At 34.8% G+C, this 18,028-nt stretch carries 11 protein-coding genes; 4 read left to right on the top strand and 7 right to left on the bottom strand.

All coding sequences use genetic code 11. The annotated features are described in order from the left end of the window. Positions 1-86 precede the first annotated feature (86 nt). Positions 87-1,601, bottom strand: coding sequence for a SulP family inorganic anion transporter (locus MHB74_RS04615; RefSeq protein WP_141658096.1), 1,515 nt, complete (start codon positions 1,599-1,601; stop codon positions 87-89). 152 nt (positions 1,602-1,753) lie between these two features. Here MHB74_RS04615 and MHB74_RS04610 point away from each other — a divergent pair, with 152 nt between their 5' ends. Next, positions 1,754-2,224, top strand: coding sequence for a hypothetical protein (locus MHB74_RS04610; protein ID WP_061679992.1), 471 nt, complete (start codon positions 1,754-1,756; stop codon positions 2,222-2,224). 79 nt (positions 2,225-2,303) lie between these two features. On the opposite strand, the gene MHB74_RS04605 is transcribed toward MHB74_RS04610, so the two are convergent. After that, positions 2,304-3,122, bottom strand: a complete 819-nt coding sequence (locus MHB74_RS04605) for a MerR family transcriptional regulator (RefSeq protein ID WP_270401955.1) — start codon at positions 3,120-3,122, stop codon at positions 2,304-2,306. 109 nt (positions 3,123-3,231) lie between these two features. On the opposite strand from MHB74_RS04605, the gene MHB74_RS04600 reads away from it, so the two are divergent. After that, positions 3,232-3,867, top strand: coding sequence for a GNAT family N-acetyltransferase (locus MHB74_RS04600; RefSeq protein ID WP_061679990.1), 636 nt, complete (start codon positions 3,232-3,234; stop codon positions 3,865-3,867). A gap of 106 nt (positions 3,868-3,973) precedes the next feature. After that, complete coding sequence (locus tag MHB74_RS04595; RefSeq protein WP_061679989.1) at positions 3,974-4,579, top strand: DedA family protein; 606 nt, start codon at positions 3,974-3,976, stop codon at positions 4,577-4,579. Positions 4,580-4,848: 269 nt separating this feature from the next. Here the strand turns inward: MHB74_RS04595 and MHB74_RS04590 are convergent, their stop codons facing one another. The 3 genes from MHB74_RS04590 to MHB74_RS04580 all read right to left on the bottom strand — a co-directional run bounded on the left by MHB74_RS04590 (position 4,849) and on the right by MHB74_RS04580 (position 11,471). After that, positions 4,849-7,590, bottom strand: coding sequence for a Cna B-type domain-containing protein (locus MHB74_RS04590; RefSeq protein ID WP_340844712.1), 2,742 nt, complete (start codon positions 7,588-7,590; stop codon positions 4,849-4,851). A 613-nt stretch (positions 7,591-8,203) separates the two neighbouring features. Then, positions 8,204-9,760 carry a fatty acid--CoA ligase gene (locus tag MHB74_RS04585; protein WP_061677887.1) on the bottom strand — a complete coding sequence of 519 codons (1,557 nt, stop codon included), beginning with the start codon at positions 9,758-9,760 and terminating at the stop codon, positions 8,204-8,206. A 220-nt stretch (positions 9,761-9,980) separates the two neighbouring features. Continuing rightward, entirely contained in the window at positions 9,981-11,471 is a 1,491-nt protein-coding gene (locus MHB74_RS04580; protein WP_002007015.1) for a coproporphyrinogen III oxidase, read from the bottom strand. Positions 11,472-11,731: 260 nt separating this feature from the next. Between MHB74_RS04580 and MHB74_RS04575 the strand changes: the two genes are divergently transcribed. Then, the gene (locus MHB74_RS04575) at positions 11,732-13,471 is read left to right on the top strand and encodes an S-layer homology domain-containing protein (protein ID WP_061677886.1); all 1,740 of its coding nucleotides are present in this window, start codon (positions 11,732-11,734) and stop codon (positions 13,469-13,471) included. A 343-nt stretch (positions 13,472-13,814) separates the two neighbouring features. Here the strand turns inward: MHB74_RS04575 and MHB74_RS04570 are convergent, their stop codons facing one another. Next, the gene (locus MHB74_RS04570; RefSeq protein ID WP_061677885.1) at positions 13,815-14,375 is read right to left on the bottom strand and encodes a hypothetical protein; all 561 of its coding nucleotides are present in this window, start codon (positions 14,373-14,375) and stop codon (positions 13,815-13,817) included. 12 nt (positions 14,376-14,387) lie between these two features. Next, positions 14,388-17,867, bottom strand: a complete 3,480-nt coding sequence (locus MHB74_RS04565) for a chitobiase/beta-hexosaminidase C-terminal domain-containing protein (protein ID WP_081110219.1) — start codon at positions 17,865-17,867, stop codon at positions 14,388-14,390. Between the last annotated feature and the right edge of the window lie 161 nt (positions 17,868-18,028).

Here is an 18,028-nt window from a genome sequence, read left to right as displayed (position 1 = left end):
GTATAACATCCAGATATTCAAATTCAATACATGCATATGCGAATAATCAGAAACCCTCACATTTTATCACGTAAGGGTTCTTATCTCTAACTTATTTTTGCCTTTAAGAACTGTAATTGTTCCCTCTGCTCATTACTTGCCATCGTCACGATTATTTGTTCAATACTCGGATGCAATTGCTCAAGCGTCACACTCGCGCCCGCTTTATCCGACTGCTCAACAAAGTTTAACAACGCCATAGCTCCTGATACATCCATATAGCGCACATCTTTCATACGTAAAACAACCGGAGACTTTACGTCTTGTAACGCATAAAAAATACGATCCACTGTTAGGAAAGAAAGTGGGCCTTTAATTTTATACGTCGCTTCCTTTTCTTTTACAATAGAAGCTTTACGTTCTTTACATTTCACCATGTATATAATGAACGAAAGAATAATACCGAACGCAACAGCAATCATTAAATCAAACTTCACTGTGACAACCATCGTTACGAGCATAACGATAACATCACCTTTTGGTGCTACATGCATTTTCTTCATGCTTTCCCAATCAAACATACCAATACCAGTTAAAATTAAAATACCTGATAATACAGCAAGCGGAATGTATTGCACGACTGATCCTAGTCCCATAATGAAAATAAATAATATAACACTATGCATACTTGCTGAAAGCGCCGTTTTACCGCCACTTCTTATATTCACGATAGACCGTACAGTCGCTCCTGCCCCTGCTAATCCGCCAAACAATCCGCTCACCATATTACCGATACCTTGTCCGACCAGTTCTTTATTACTTTTATGACGTGTACCTGTCACATTATCCATTACGACCGATGTTAACAACGAGTCAATCGATCCTAATAAAGCAATACTAAGCGCTGGTAAAATAAGTTCTGCGATGCCTGTTCCACTTAAAGATGGAATATGAAGCGTCGGCATCGCTTCTGGAATCGTCCCGATCTTCTCAATCACCTTATTTAATGACAGATTGCCGATAATCGGTAACTTCACTGTAAGTCCTTCTAACGCAGAAGAAAATAAAGGAAGCAAAGCAGTCACACCAACTAATGCAACTAAACTAGATGGAATAGCCTTAATCCATTTTCCAGAAACAATCATTACAATAATCGTTAATACTACAAGTAGAAAACTATTTTGCACATGCTTCATTTCACCTAAAATAATAATTAATGCGATTCCGTTCATAAATCCTGAAACGACAGGATACGGAATATATCGAACGTAAGAACCAAGCTTACATACACCGAATAAAATTTGAAACAGTCCCGCTATCATAAAGGCTATAAAACTCGCCTCTAATCCGTGCGTCGCAATAACTCCTGTTGCGATAACAGTAATCGGTCCAGTTGGCCCTGTAACCTGACCCGGTGTACCACCGAACAACGCCGCAAATAAACCTGCAAAAATCGCACCATACAATCCAACTAGTGCTCCCTCAGACGTTCCCGTTGCAGCAATACCAAATGCAATGGCAAGTGGCAACGCAACAATCGCAACAGTAAAACCTGCTAAACATTCCTTTGCTATTTTTTGAAACATATAAATAACCACCTTCATATAAAGTCCATTTTCCATTGTACACCTAAAAGAATATATTCGTTAGCCCACTTTTTACAGTATCGTGACGTAAACGCATTCAATTGTAAGCTCACGCCGCATCTTTGGAAACTATTATAACTATGCTATAATAGATAAATTAAATCTTTTATTATATATTTGGAGGCACTATGCTAACTTTTGAAGAAAAATTATCGATTATTGAATCTTTCCCTGAATTAGAAAGAAAGAACGTATCACTAAAACGCGTAAACTTTCACTTTGAAGAAAGTCGTTTAGATAAAAAGAACGTCGTATATCATTTACACCCAAATGGAAACGGATTTGTATATGCAAACTTCATTAAAGGTTATAAAACAGATGATAAAGGTATGATTAACATCCGTGAGTTTTCAGAAGAAGAACTACGTTCATTAATTGAAAAAGTAATTGAACGTCTATCACAAGAGCCAGAGGAAATTGTAGCACCAATGGAACCTGCTGCTGAAGAAGAATGGAAGAACGAAGACGGTCATATCCTAACTCTTATTCAAGAGGATGACATGTGGAACGTGTACGCTGGTGTAAACTTAGATGGTACATTCAACTCTTATCCAGAAGCTGCGGAATACCTTGATGAAGAAGGATTTTCACGTAAATAATACGATTTAAGGAGGCCATCCCATTTTTTTGGGATGGTCTTTCTTATTAATAAGTAGGCGCCCCCCTAAATATATAGCATCAAAACTTCTTATTCTCACTATCCCCTATCAAAATTTGAATTTGACAACTATACGTCTCCGCATTAAAAATATCACTAACTAACTCCACTTCAATAAAACTCTCTACTTCTATACTATTTTCTTTTACATATTTCATTATGGTATTTCGACATTCTTCCTCATTCTCTTTGCTATACGCTAACGTTATATATTTTCCGCCCGGTAATACTTTTATATTTTTCATCTCTTCCATATGTACATCATCTCGTACTTTATTAAATACATACTTCGGTTCTACATCCCAATGCGCATTTACGTTGTAGAGAATCCCCATCTCCATTTCCATCTTCTCATCATACTCTTGCACGATTTTCTCTAAATCGGAATAATACAGTAACTCCTGTAAACTCCCTACTTCTTTACAAGGCGCAACAACGACATAACGCTGGTCAAAACATTCAATAGAGATTTCATCATTCTTTAATATTTCCTGCGAACTCACTACTTTCGCATGTAAGTCATCAATCGTTTCCATTACCTCTTTCATTTTCTTTATATGCTCTTCCGCTTCTTCTCTCTTCAATTGTAAAAATTGTAGCAATTTATCTGTGTTACTTTCTTTAAAAATCTCTTGCAGCTCTACTATGCTCGTGTTCAACTCTCGACAGCTTTTTATAATATCAATGTGAATAAATTGATCTATCGAATAATATCTATACCCAGTTGATTCCTCAACATGTTTTGGAATCAGAATCCCCATCTTATGATAGTATCTTAGCGCTTTTATCGTAATATCCTTTATTTTTGCAACTTCTCCAATAGAAAATAACTTTTTCATTTGCATCTCTTCCCTTATATTTTTTCGTATGCAACCATTGACTCTCCCCTTAGAGGAGACCTTACTATTTATAATAAGTCATTTACATTAATAAAGGGAGTATACAATTATGAACACAGTAAAATATAGAAGTCTTGTTAAGGAAGACTATGAGCCTATAAAACATTTAATCGGTGAAGCATTTGGATTTAATGAATTCATTTCCGATAAAAACTTCTTAAACTCAGTATTAAACTTTTATTTACACAGTTGTATTTTAGGGAGTTCCTTCAGTAAAGTAGCTGAAAAAGATAATAAAGTGATTGGTGTCATTTTAGGCGATTCTGAAAAAGATAAAAACCGTTTAAAAAGATTCCATAACACTATTAGCTTTGCCTTTAACACGCTAAAGCTATTCATAACGAATAAAGAGAATAGAGAATTTTTAAAAGCATTTATACAAGTACAAAAAACATATAAAGAACTCATTCAAGGAAAAGAAGAGCAATTTCAAGGCTGTATACAATTATTCATCGTATCCGAAGAATCAAGAGGTCTTGGGGTTGGAAAGTCTTTACTAAATCATCTATTCCAATACATGAAAAAAGAAGACGTAACATCTTTATATTTATATACAGATAACGAATGTAACTATGAATTTTATGACAGACAAAACTTCCAACGCATACAAGAAAAGGCCGTTAATTTCGGACCAACAGAAGAAGATTTCAACGTATTTTTGTACCGCTATAACTTTAACTCATAGTAACATGTACACTTCAATGCTCTTTGCTACTTAGCAAAGAGCTATATTGAGTATGGCCTTAACTCGATTCAAATAGAGAGAACTCACTTTAAAAGGAGCTCATAACATGGAATGGATTCAAGAATTATTTCAGCAATATGGATATTATGTAGTACTTGTCGGTTTACTTTTAGAATATATTGCGCTTCCGTTTCCAGGGGAGCCTACATTAGCCTATGCAGGATTTTTATCGCACCAAGGTGATTTAAGCTTGCCAATTTTAATTCTGTTATCTTTTATTGGGACAAGTGTAGGTATGACCTTCCAATACTTTGTAGGAAATAAACTAGGCATGCCCTTCATTCAGAAGTACGGGAAATATGTATTTTTAACTCAAAAGAAAATTAATTTAACAAAAATGTGGTTCAATAAATACGGCTACTTTTTAATCTTTATCGCCTTTTTCATCCCAGGTGTCCGCCATTTCACAGGATACTTTGCAGGCATTATCAACTTACCATTTCGCCGCTTTGCGATGACAATTTATTCCGGGGCTCTATTTTGGGTATCCTTCTTCTTGATCGGCGGTTATTGGTTAGGTGAAAATTTAGATGCGATCTTCCAAATACTCGGGCAACACATATGGAAAATTCTCTTCGGCATAATTATCATTGCGCTAATCACCCGATTTCGTAAAAACATAAAGCACATGATTTTAAAACGCATCAATTAAAACAATACTTAATAAGTAAAATTCAACTTAGCCACATACGAAAATAAAGTGAAACTTTAATCAGTGGGGGTTTTCTTCATCCCCCACTGATTATTAGCCCTCACCAATCGGACTTTTATGGGCAGTTGATCCCCCACCTAACTTCTTTGCTTTCGCTGAATTTTGAGGTGGGGGGCTTACTGCCCATTAAAGCGGGATAATAAAAAGCGGAGACCTATAGTCTCCGCTTTTTTACATGCATTTTGTTTTCAAACGAACTCTCATGTTCATTAGTTTTTCTGACGTCTAAACAACATCGCTCCGAAAAGTAATAAGAACATACCTACCTTAACAGAAGTAGCTTCTGTTGATGCTCCACCTGTTTGAGGAAGAAGTTTTGATTTCCTATTATCTTCTTCACTCGGTGATACTTCAGATTTTTTTTGCACTTCTACTTTACTGTGTACCTCTTGCTTGTTTTGTACTTCTACTTTTTCTTGTACACTTTGTTTGTTTAATACTTCTTTTGTTTCTTCTTTAGTTTGCTCTTCTTTTGGTGTTACTAAAATTTCCGGTTTCTCTTTCACCTCTGGCTTCTCTAACACGTTCGGTTCTTCTGTCACCTTTGGTTCTTCCGGTTTTTCTTCTTTTATTTCTTCTGTTGTTTCTTCTTTAGTTTGCTCTTCTTTTGGTGTTACTAAAATTTCCGGTTTCTCTTTTACCTCTGGTTTCTCTAACACATTTGGTTCTTCCGTCACCTTTGGCTCTTCCGGTTTTTCTTCTTTGATTTCTTTTGTTGTTTCTTCTTTATTTTCTTCTTCTTTTGGTGTTACTAAAATTTCCGGTTTCTCTTTTACCTCTGGTTTCTCTAACACATTTGGTTCTTCCGTCACCTTTGGCTCTTCCGGTTTTTCTTCTTTTATTTCTTTTGTTGTTTCTTCTTCAACTTGCTCTTCTTCTGGTGTCACATGAATTTCTGGCTTCTCCGTAACTTCTGGCTTCTCTAGCTCTTTCGGCTCTTCTGTTACTTTTGGTGTTTCCGGTTTTTCTTCTTTTATTTCTTCTGTTGTTTCTTCTTTATTCTCTTCTTCTGGTTTCACATGAATTTCCGGCTTCTCCGTAACTTCTGGCTTCTCTAGCTCTTTCGGCTCTTCTGTTACTTTTGGTGTTTCCGGTTTTTCTTCTTTTATTTCTTCTGTTGTTCCTTCTTCAACTTGCTCTTCTTCTGGTTTCACATGAATTTCCGGCTTCTCCATAACTTCTGGCTTCTCTAGCTCTTTCGGCTCTTCTGTTACTTTCGGTTCTTCCGGCTTTTCTTCTTTTATTTCTTCTGTTGTTCCTTCTTCAACTTGCTCTTCTTCTGGTTTCACATGAATTTCCGGCTTCTCCGTAACTTCTGGCTTCTCTAGCTCTTTTGGCTCTTCTATTACTTTTGGTGTTTCTGGGTTAGTTGGAGCTTCCAATTCTTCTATTGATTCTTCTTTACTTTGTTCTTCTACTTCTGTTGCTTCATGTATCTTTATATTTGTAATATCATATCCGTTAACTTTCGATTGATATCCTGATACTAGTTGTTCTTTCACTTCATACGTATGAGCTTTTCCTTCACTATCAACTGCTGGTAACTTTTCAAACTCATATTTCCAGCCATTCGCTGACGTAACTTCTTTCGTTGCGATGACTTTACCGTTTTGTAGTAAATCTACTTTAATCATTTTTGGGCGATCGTTTACTTTGTCGCCTTCCCACGTTTTCGTTCCTGCAACAGATGTAGTTTTTAACTTATTTGAAATCATAAGTTTAATTCCGTTTACAGCATCCTGCTTAATTGTAAAAGAAATTTTTGCTTTCGGATCAAACTCTACGTAGTTCGGAGCAGCTATCTCTTGCACATAGTAATTACCTGGAGCAAGGTTTGGCGCTTCAACTATTCCGTCTTGGTTTGTTGTATAAGAATCACCAATTTGCTGACCTGACTCTGTAAATAATTTAAAAGAAACACCTGGGATCACTTTCCCTTCATTTCCTTCAATATGCTTTACAATTTGCAGCGTTCCTTTTGCAGGTAAATCCCCTTCAGCTTCGCCACCGAATGATATATTTTTAACCTTTACACTATTAGATTCAGAAGTAGGTTTCTCATATAAAATTTGATAATCAAGTTTATAGTCATTTTGTAGAAATTCTAATTTCTTTCCACTCTCAGTTATAGTTGATGTATAAGCAACGGTAAATGAATTAGCACTCCCCATATGTCTATACACTACAACTTCAAATGAGTTATCGCTAGTAAACTTAATATATCCATAACCTCGCTGTTGAAATTGCTCAAGAGACAAATATTCTCTATTATTAATCGTTATATTAAAACTACCTTTATTAAGCGTTTGTCCTTCTTGTAACGTATCTTTCAAAACGATATTGTCATGTAAATGTTGTTTCTTTAAATTAATATTTAAAAACCAACGTACTTCATTACTTTTGTCTGGCTGAATATCACCAGATTTATAGAAAAAGATTCCCGGTTCTTTCCCGTCCCCTTTTGGATGAGTAATGCTAACCGTTTGTTTTTCTAAGTTTGTTCCTAAATTTGTTTGTACATCTTTCGTTTTTCCTGCTTCTACATTCGTAGCTTGAACGGTGAAATTAAATTTCCCTCTAATATTTTCAAGTTCCTCTACCGCATTATTAAATGTACAAACTACATTATTCCCATTAATCTGGCACGTACCAAAAACACGTCCTGACTCATCCTTTAACGCAATTGTGCCACTAAAACCCTTTAATTCTGGAGGAAGTGCTAACGTTAATGTATCCCCGGACTTCATCCTTTTCCCAGGCTTTTCACTAAAATCTACACGTATGCTAGTCTGTTCCCCATAATTTAATTTTGTTTTTTCAATCGCAAAACTATCAACAAGTCCTGTCGTGTTTAATTCTTGGGCATGACCTATGATCGGTGTAAAAACTTGTCCAATGATAACAGTAAAAATAAAACAAATTACAGATATTCTTTTTAAATATGTACTCATAAAACCTCCAATATGAATTGTTAAACTTTTAACCATGAAATCCATTCCACCCAAAATACCCCTTAAACTAAGGGGATACAGACTAAAGATTATTTGCAGCATCAAACCATCGTTAGTTCTACAACATAAAGTAATAAACAACACAATTCATTCCCTATATTGTGTTCATTTCTACTTTTTTTCGGGCAGCCAACAATAAATACTATTCCTAATAAAAGTGCATTACAAGACTATTCATTTACATATTAATTTGTTACTATATTCATGCTACCAAAATATACTAAATGACCACTTTATTCATAGAGTCATCTGATGACTGACTTTCTTTATCTTTCATCGATAATTCTCCTCTAATACCTTTATTCCACTCTTACTACATTTATTATTTTAAAATCTATACAATCTACCTAAAAAGTTCAAAAATCCCTTATTTAAAGCGATTTCGATACATTTATAAGCAAAATGTAATCCCCTAAAAAATATTTTTATATAATAACAAAAGAGAGTTTACATAGAAAATACATACCATTTTTCCAATCGTTTTCAAAAAAATAAAGCTATCTTTTCTTATGAAAAAAGATAGCTTTATTTGTATAGACGACTGCTCTACACCCTATTGTTTTGCGCCTTTCAACGACTCTCTCAGGACAAATTTTTGTAATTTTCCACTCGCATTACGAGGCAGTTCATCCACAAATAAATAATGACGCGGACGTTTATAATCTGCTAATTCATCACTTTCTTTACAATATATTTCTAAATCTTCTTCTGTAATCGCTTCATCTTTCTTTACAACAACAGCCACAACACGTTCTCCCCATAATTCATCTGGCTCACCAAGCACCGCAACATCTAATACACCAGGATGACTATGAAGGAAATCTTCAATTTCACGTGGATAAATATTAACCCCTCCGCTAATTACCATATCATCCACACGATCTGCGACGAATAAATAGCCATCTTTATCGAAATAACCTAAATCACCAGAGTGATACCATCCTTTATACATCGATTTTGCATTTGCTTCTTCTCGGTTATGATAACCAGCCATCATAGTTGGGCCGCGCAAAATAATCTCCCCAACTTCATAAGGAGGCAATACATCATCTGGCTCTGCTGGTGCATCATCGTTTGGTTTTACGATGCGGATTTCATGACTAAAGCATGGTGTTCCCGCTGAACCTGCTTTCGTAATTTGATCTTCTTCTACGAGAAACGCAACAACTGGTCCCATTTCTGTCATGCCGTAAATTTGTACAAGATCAATATAAAGACGTTCTTTACATTCCTTCACTAGCGCTGGAGCCATCGCCGCTCCTCCATAAACACCAATCTTCATCGAAGTTAAATCGTACTGTGTTAAATCTTTTTGCAGTAACATATTCCACATCGTCGGTGCTGCAAAAAACGTCGTAATCTTCTCTTCTTGAATCGTATGTAATACTCTATCCGTATCAAAGTGATGTAAAATTACATTCTTTCCACCAACTTGAATGCGCGGAATGATTCCAGCATTTAACTCACCGCAATGATATAAAGGCGCAACTACAAGCCCAACGCTATCTCTATTATATTTTATAAAATACGTACAAATCATACTATGCTCAGTCATTTCACGATGGCGATGTAGTACGCCTTTCGGATGACCAGTCGTGCCGCTCGTATACAGCATAGAACAATAATCCATTTCATCAATTTCGATATCTACTTTGTCAGAAGATGCCGCATTGACTTTTTCATGGTAAGAACTCGCATAGGAAGGTGTATCGTCTTCTACATACCAAAAAGACGAATTTGGAAAATCTCGTTCAATGATAGCAACAGTTGATTCAACTGCTTTTTCAAAGACTACTACTTTCGAGGCTGCATCTTGGAGGATATACGATAATTCTTTTGCTTTTAAACGGAAGTTAATCGGGTTAAAGATCGCCCCAAGTTTCGCACAGGCTAAGTAAACGTTTACAAATTCACGGCAATTATATAAGTAAACAGATACAGTATCTCCCTTTCTTACCCCTTCTTTCAACAGAGCTTGCGCCGTTTTATTTATTTGCTCATCCCACTGTTTATATGTCCAGCGAATATTTTTTTCCGGCTCTACTAACGCCTCTTTATTCGGATACTTACCAACAGCTAAATCGAATATTCTCCCTATCGTCATGTACATGCCAACAATTTCCCCCTTTTCTCTTTCATAAATCTATCATTTCGTCCATAAGTAGACATTGTCCTCTAATGATTTGACTAATTTTTCTGATTATTATCGACATAGTTTTACAAACAGTGCTGTTTATCGGTAAGTGAAATTATACCAACCACAACTTGAATCAACCCACAAATAGCGGAATAAAAAAAGGCTATTCCAAATCGGAACAACCTCTTTCTTCTTATACAAATAGCTCTTCTAAAATTTTCAGTTTATCTTCTGTATATTTTACGAAGCCATCGTTATATGATTTTGGATCTTTCGGATTTGCGAAGTGCGTAATTGCACCTGTCTTCGGATGAACAAATTTACTTGATGCACCACAGCCAAGTCCGATAATTGATTGAACTTCTTCCATAATAACAATGTTATAAATACTTTCTTGCGTAGGCATTGCATAACCAACGTTCTCTAGGTTACCTAAAATATTCTTTTGACGATATAGGTAATATGGTACGTAATTATGCTTTTGCGTCCACTCTTCTGCTTCGTGCATCATCGCTGTAATTTCTTCGCGACCAGCTACTTTATATTTACGTTTGTTTTGCGTCATTTCAGAAGCACGTTTAAATGATAACGTATGAACTGTTAATGATTCTGGCATTAACTTTTCTGTTTCATCTAACGTATGCTTGAAGATATCTAGCCCTTCACCAGGAAGACCAATAATTAAGTCCATATTAATATTGTTCATTCCCATTTCACGAGCTAAGTGATACTTCTCAATTGTTTCTTCTACAGTATGATGACGCCCAATTGCTTTTAATGTCTCTTGATGGTATGACTGCGGATTAATACTAATGCGGTCAATATTCCATTTATTTAACACTTCTAGCTTAGCTGGCGTAATTGTATCGGGGCGACCTGCCTCAACTGTTACTTCACGCACATTTTTCACATCTGGGAACGCTTCATACATTTCTTCATACAGCATATCCATCTCTTCTGCTGTAATACTTGTCGGTGTACCGCCGCCGTAATAAATCGTCGTAACTGTTACACCTTTTTCTTTTAAAAACTTACCAATTTCACGAACTTCATAATGTAAACCACCTAAGAACGAATCAACAGATCCTTGGCGTCCGTTAATTGCATAAGCCGGGAATGTACAATAGGCACATTTTGTTGGGCAGAATGGAATACCGATATAAATACTTACTTCCTCTTTCAAACGGTATAAATCCGGAACTACCGCTAATTGGCAATCTACAATACGCTGAAGAAGTTCAATTTTCTCTTCATGAATTAAATAGCTTTCACGAAGCTCTTGATGCGCTTCTTCTTTTGACATACCACTTTGAAGCATTTTATGAAGAAGTTTTGTCGGACGAACTCCTGTTAAAATGCCCCAGCTTTGTTCAAGACCAGTTAACTGCTGAAGAACAGAAAGATATACATACGAAACAACGTGCTTCACTTGCTTCATACGCTCTTTTTCATCTGTGAAAGCAGATAAATCTTTTGCGAATGTTTCTTCATACACATTTCCAGTAGCAACATCTGTTAAACGAGCAGATGCTTTTACATTCTCTTCAATGTGTATATCAACGATAAGATTTGCTTCCTCTTGTTCAAATCCAATCGTACTATCTTCAAAAAATAAGCCGCCAATATTTTGCAGCGGACGTAAAAAACGATCATCTTGTAACGTTTTAATTGAAATTAACAACATTATCACCTTTTCATTTGCAAACTCTCTTTAGTTTACTTGAAGGGCGTTTGTAGGTCAATACAGAAGGTTTTACCTTATTTCTATATCCTATTTAAAACAAACTGAATATTGGTTTTCCACGAACTTTTCCTAGTTATATAGACATTAGAATATACTCTTGTTACAATCTAGAACGTATTAGTACTTGATACTAATTTAAAATACATCTAAAGGAGGACTGTTAACACGACATAGATACTATAACGTGTTAAAAAACAACTATGAAAAAAAGGTTTTACAACATTTTTGCACTATCTTTGGCATTACAAACATTTGTAGCACCTACCCTTTCATTCGCAGAAAATATAGAGAAAACTGCAGAATTGTCTATTGATGAACAAGCTTTAAAAAGCATTGAAGAACATGCAAAGCAGCATAGACATGACGAAGAAAACGACCTTGAAATCTCGGGTGAATATCTTCTCCACTTATCAACAAAACTTCCACTATACGATACAAACGACTTACAAACCAAAACAAATATTGAAATTGCTGAACCGGTAGTAAAAGCAACGAAGAAAAAAGGTAATGCATATTACGTACAAACTACATCCGGTTCTGGTTGGGTTAATAAGGAAAATAATAGTTTAGAAGTACAAGAAATTCATAAACTCTCGAATCAAAAATTAATTGTAACAGAAGAAGCATCCGTATATTCCTTCCCTTTCCAATCGTTTAAAGAAGAAACGAAATTACAGCCACAAACAGTAGTTCCTACTGAACAAGCTGGGAATTGGTTTAAACTTCAAATGAATGGAACTGAAAAATGGATTTATGCACCTTCAGCTACATTTGAAGGTACGAAAGCATCATTATTTGAAAAAACAGGTTCTATCGAAAAAAGAAGCGCAACTTTCTTCAAAACACCATCTAATTTGCCTACAAATAACGTTTATGGTGTTACATTTAAAGAAATGATCGTTCCAAAAGGGAATGAAAACATTCGTCCTGGCTATGCAATGGAACCGAAATACATTACAATTCATGAAACTGCTAATACAAGTAAAGGTGCTAACGCTTTAAATCATGCGAAGTACTTAGATAGCCAAGCCCGCGGAAATACGGATCGTTCAGCATCTTGGCATTTTACAGTAGATGACAAAGAAATTTATCAACATCTTCCATTAAATGAAGTTGGTTGGCATGCTGGAAATAAGACTGGAAACTATGAATCTATCGGAATTGAAATTGCTGTGAATAGTGATGGAAATTATACGAAAGCGGTAGAAAATGCCCGAAAATTAGCTGCTTATTTAATGAACGAATTAAACATATCTATAGATCACGTTCAAAAGCATCAATTTTGGAGCGGAAAAAACTGCCCTGCATTTATGATTCAGCGCGGACAATGGGATGCTTTCTTAAAAGGCACGAACGCTTACTATAATGAAAATCGCAAAGAGGTTATTCCGCCGACAGAAGTCCCACATGAAAAAGACGATATTACAGGTGGATGGTATGAACAAGACATTCGTCAGTTAGCAGCTAGAAAAATCATGTTCGGTGACGGCAATGGTTCTTACTGGCCAAACCGCCTTGTAACACGAGCTGAGTTTGCAAATTTAATGTCGCGAGCTTTAAAATTACCGGCTGGAAACGCTAAATTTACAGACTTAAACGAAGCACATCCATCTTTAGTAGATGGAATTAATCGTGCTGCTAGCGCAGGTATCATTAGTGGCCGTGGAAATAATAAATTTGATCCAACCGCTACAATCACACGTGACGAAGCTGTTATTATGATTGACCGTGCTTTAGCATATAACTCGATTTATAGAAAAGAAATGAAATTACCATTCATTGACCAAGATTTAGCATACGATAAGAAGGCATTACAAAATGTGTATGCATACGGAATCGTAAAAGGGAACGAACGAAATGAATTCGTACCAAAAGGCACAACAACACGTGCTGAATCAGCCGCATTTTTAAATCGAATGCTTAAGGTTATTGAAGCTTAAACATGAAAAAACGTAGCGTATTCGCTACGTTTTTCTTTCATCATTTCGGTGTATTTTTATGATTCTTCAAAAATGGAAGTGGGAATTGCTTACGAAAATGCTCTTTAATCATATACTCTACGCCGTTCTAACAAAAAACGATCATCCTGTAACGTTTTAATTAAAATTAACAACATTATCACCTTTTCATTTACAAACTTACTTGAAGAGCATTTGCAGGTCAGTACAGAAGTTTTTTTATTTTATCCTCTTTCATTTTTGTTATTTTTAGGTCTTTAATATTTAATTTTACAAATATCATTTTATACTTTCATAAAACATTTCTTTTTCTATTATATATTAATTACTTAATAAATATTTTTAACAAACTTAACTCTTCCTCTGTTAAATTACATAAATGGAACCCCACGATATCTTTATTAAAATCAAGCAATACTATTAAATCATCTGTATATTCCACGCTTTGGCCATATACATCTGGATAAATGTCATCGGAAAACAAACAATATAAACTATTATTTTTTAATAAATAATTAATCTTTGACATTTTATCCAATACATTAAATTCATCACATTGGTCTTTCAATTTAAAGATAGGGAACCCTTTACTAATTTGATTTTCAAATGTACTATCTGTTAACCGTAATTTATTTATCAAAAAGGTTATATTTGATATTATAACTCCATCAACTTCTTCTAACAGATCACCGCGCAACTGTAAATTGATTGTTACTGGATATGCAGTTTCATTAATAGAGTATGGAATATTCTTCTTATGAAAATAAGGTTTGCTCGGCTTTGGATTTTCTACATTAACATTAACTAACAAAAATCCACTCATATCTTCGAAACTCCTACTAGATTGCTGCAAACAAGGTTTTATTTTTTCCAATATAATAGCCATCTTTAAAACTCCTTAATATTTTTTAAGGGCATGATATACTACCCCTGTTTCACGTGTTATACCAATTTCCCATCCATCAATATTCTTAAAGAAATTTTGACCAGGTTGAGTTGCTTTTGTAGCTGCTTTTTCTACAGCAGCTTTAAAACTAGTCAACATAGCTTGTTGTATAATATTTTGCAATCCTGGTTGTAAGTAAGCTATCTTCTCATTATCCACAATATATTCTTTTAAATGCTTGGTAGCATTAGGATGAATCCAAACTAAATTTTCCCCTAGCTTTACATCTTTCAATTGGAATGATTTAGGTATAACCGTACCTGGGAGAGCGAGGTCTGTTGCTTTAATCCCATCCCAAATCGTACCAGATTTGCTGGTTAAGTGTGTTGTAGTTTTTGTTACTTGCGATCCAAACTTAGTAAGAATAATTGCTTCAAATGCAGCATCTCCTACAAACGATCCTGCTTGTGACAAAATAAATAAATCACCAGTAAATAAGACATCGTAAATACTTCCTTGAGCATCACGCCCTAAATCAACATCTCGTTTTGCATAATACTTTATTCTGTCATCAATAGACGCATCCTCTTTAAGAAATTTACCACTTACAGCAACACCAGCATCCCACTTATTTAATATAGTTTTATACGCAATTAAACTCATATATAATTCTTCATTATATACACCTGTCAGTGTGCCCGAATAAAATTTTAGTTTCGCTAAATTTTTTTGCAATTCTAAAATAGATTTTGGATCTGTTTGTAAATTTAGTTCATGAATCTTTTGTACAAAATCTGCCTGCGTATTATAGCTTGTATTACTCCACACTTTAATATAATATGTTCCTTTATTAGGTGGCGTAAAAACATTAAAAGAGCTACCTGGATAAATCGTTTGCAGAATTTCACCCTTATTATTCTCAATAGTTAACACGTTTCTAGTAGGCTTTAATTGTATCTTATCTAAAACTGTTGCTTCTACTTTATAATAATCTACATCATATAAAGAAGATAATGTGTCATCTTTTATTTGGCTCCAATTAGCAGCTATCGCGTTCTCCCTACTGTTATCTAGATCACTCTCGGCTACTAAAGTCGTTTTCATTTGACTTTCATGTGGGTTTGATAATTTTATATGATAAGTTATGCCAGCCTGTAAATTATGCTCAACTTTCGAATATTTTTTACCATAAGGTCCATTTGAAATCCTATTACTCTCTAATACAGCCTGATCTGTATATAATTTCAATTCTGTATCCGTACCTTCTCCACTATCCTTAAACGATTTCGTGAAGATTCTATAAAGTCCCGTTTTCTTTGGTGTGAAATTATAGTAAAGTTCCTTACTTTCTTGATTAATATCTAGGGAACTATCCTCAACTAATTTATTATAATTAATAAATTTATAATCAAAAGAAACTACATTTCCACTGTTATTATTTTTGATAGCAATGGCTTTAATAACTGTATTCGAATTCAATTTAATTGGTTGTGAATATTGTAATCCATTCTTAAGGCTTGGTTCACTTCCATCTGTTGTATATACTATTTTATCTGCTCCTTTAGAATTTAAAGTAATATCTATTGCAGAAGTATAATTACCCGATGGATAATTCACATTAATAATATCAGGTGTTTTCCAACCATCACGTATAACTTGAGCATATGCCCAAATATACACTTCACCTAGCCCTTGGTTAAATCCATCATTAATGGCCTGGTTAATATTTTTCCATACATGTTGCTGGTCTTTATTCAAAACAAAACCTGAAAAATAGTGTACTTTTCCACTTGGATAACCTAGATTTTCTTGTGCAAAATTCAATGTTTCCTTATGCTTATCCATATGATTATCAATCAAGTAATCATAATCTTCTATCATAAAGAAATCTAAGTTTGGATATTTCCACTGTTTTTTTGGGAAATTCACCATAGACATCATTGGTGGAACACGATCTTTATCAATTACCGACGGCGTAAAAAATAAAACTGTGAATTTCGCATTAGAATACGTTTTCTTTATCGTATCTCGTAACATTAATGAAAACTCACCATTTTTATCACTTAACCACTCCAACACATCCTCATGACCAGTAAAATCTTCATTGGATGTACGAAATTCATACATTGGATAACCTTTTTCTTTTTCAAATAATTCTTTAGTTGCTTGATCATAAAAACATGGTGGTTTACCAGGTATGTCTTCCTTATGCCACCACCATGGTTCTCCTAATTGAATCATTGGAGTAAGCCCTGCATCATTCGCTATCTTTGCCAATCCTAGCGTATATTTTTGATAAAAGGATTTCACTTCATCATTTGTAAAACTTAAAAGATGCGGAGTTGGTTTCCACCCCGTAGTACCAGGGATATTATCCCAAGTGCGTTGCCACCATGTTTCTGGTGCATCTACTGATTCCATTGAAATAGACTGAATAAGTTCAAAATTATTTTCTTTTAAGCGCTTTGCGTAATTTTTATACCATTCTTCAAAACCCTGATTAAATGGGTAATCAGTATTCATCTCAACGCCTGAACCCGTGAAACTTTTATCATAATAATGAGAAGCACCTATATAAAAATTAACTAGCTTGTTATACCCTAATTTTTTATAATCACCTACAACCCTTTCCGGTGTTAAGTTATATATATCATCATAATCATCAGTCATTCTAACGTTGTGATTTGGAGCACTTTTAAGATCATTCATTAAAAATGTGTCACCTGATACTTTCCAATTGTTAAACTGTACTTTGAATTTTTCAGATTTCCCCAATCCTTCTGATCCCGAAGACTGATATCCCTTCGGAACAACTGACCACATAATCGATTTTATATCATTAACAGGTATCTTTTTCCAATTAGGATCCGGAACATATCTCGCTTGTTTCATATCATATATGTACGGAGTCCACCCCGAATATAAATTGTTAAAATCAATTTTGATGTGTCCAGTTGATCCATTCGCACTCCCCTCTTTCCGCTTTTCAGGAAATCTAATATCTTTACCTACATCTCGTGTAGCTCCCAACTCCCAAGATTCCATCGGCCGATTTATTACATAGTTCCAAAGACGAACATAATGGGTTTCACCATTATTCGTTTCAATAGTTAAGCTTGGTGCTAGTCCGCTATCCATCAAATTTGTAAAACCTTCTATAGTATAATCATAGTCTAAGGTAACTCCACTGAAATCCGGCTTCGTAGGGTACTTTAAATCTGGATGGCTATAATTATCTTTGGTCTCCCATTTTACCCCCACTAAATCTTTTCCTGTTCTAAAATTACCTGAAACGTAAAAATTATCTTTATCCACAGTAACTGTCGATGCCGTCATATCAAAATTAAAATTAGTAACTAAATATTTAGGCATCAGCTTGTGAACCGAAGAAGAATCCGAAATTTTCTCAGCTTTTATGTTCAACGACGGTAACCAATAAAATTGTGAAAACATTATTATAACTATCAGAAAGCATATACTTCGTTTCTTCATAAACGAGACTCCTCTATTGTTTTATATTAAGCAGCAACTACCAAAAACCCTCAGATTTCACACCTCCAATTATTTGAACTTCAATACAATAAAAACACTTAATAAAAATATTAAACTTGATATTCAGATTAGTAAATGTTTTCTAACATATCATTTTTAGT

The organism is Bacillus sp. FSL K6-0069 (assembly GCF_038007785.1).
Taxonomy (GTDB): domain Bacteria; phylum Bacillota; class Bacilli; order Bacillales; family Bacillaceae_G; genus Bacillus_A; species Bacillus_A mobilis.
The sequence above is the reverse complement of the archived record's forward strand: the minus strand, read 5'-3'. Positions and strand labels throughout refer to the sequence as shown.

What these genes read in the sequence shown, in the direction of transcription:
- MHB74_RS04615 (WP_141658096.1), bottom strand. Translation starts at nt 1,601, where the DNA reads ATGGAAAATGGACTTTATATGAAGGTGGTTATTTATATGTTTCAAAAA.
- MHB74_RS04610 (WP_061679992.1), top strand. Translation starts at nt 1,754, where the DNA reads ATGCTAACTTTTGAAGAAAAATTATCGATTATTGAATCTTTCCCTGAA.
- MHB74_RS04605 (WP_270401955.1), bottom strand. Translation starts at nt 3,122, where the DNA reads ATGAAAAAGTTATTTTCTATTGGAGAAGTTGCAAAAATAAAGGATATT.
- MHB74_RS04600 (WP_061679990.1), top strand. Translation starts at nt 3,232, where the DNA reads ATGAACACAGTAAAATATAGAAGTCTTGTTAAGGAAGACTATGAGCCT.
- MHB74_RS04595 (WP_061679989.1), top strand. Translation starts at nt 3,974, where the DNA reads ATGGAATGGATTCAAGAATTATTTCAGCAATATGGATATTATGTAGTA.
- MHB74_RS04590 (WP_340844712.1), bottom strand. Translation starts at nt 7,590, where the DNA reads ATGAGTACATATTTAAAAAGAATATCTGTAATTTGTTTTATTTTTACT.
- MHB74_RS04585 (WP_061677887.1), bottom strand. Translation starts at nt 9,760, where the DNA reads ATGTACATGACGATAGGGAGAATATTCGATTTAGCTGTTGGTAAGTAT.
- MHB74_RS04580 (WP_002007015.1), bottom strand. Translation starts at nt 11,471, where the DNA reads ATGTTGTTAATTTCAATTAAAACGTTACAAGATGATCGTTTTTTACGT.
- MHB74_RS04575 (WP_061677886.1), top strand. Translation starts at nt 11,732, where the DNA reads ATGAAAAAAAGGTTTTACAACATTTTTGCACTATCTTTGGCATTACAA.
- MHB74_RS04570 (WP_061677885.1), bottom strand. Translation starts at nt 14,375, where the DNA reads ATGGCTATTATATTGGAAAAAATAAAACCTTGTTTGCAGCAATCTAGT.
- MHB74_RS04565 (WP_081110219.1), bottom strand. Translation starts at nt 17,867, where the DNA reads ATGAAGAAACGAAGTATATGCTTTCTGATAGTTATAATAATGTTTTCA.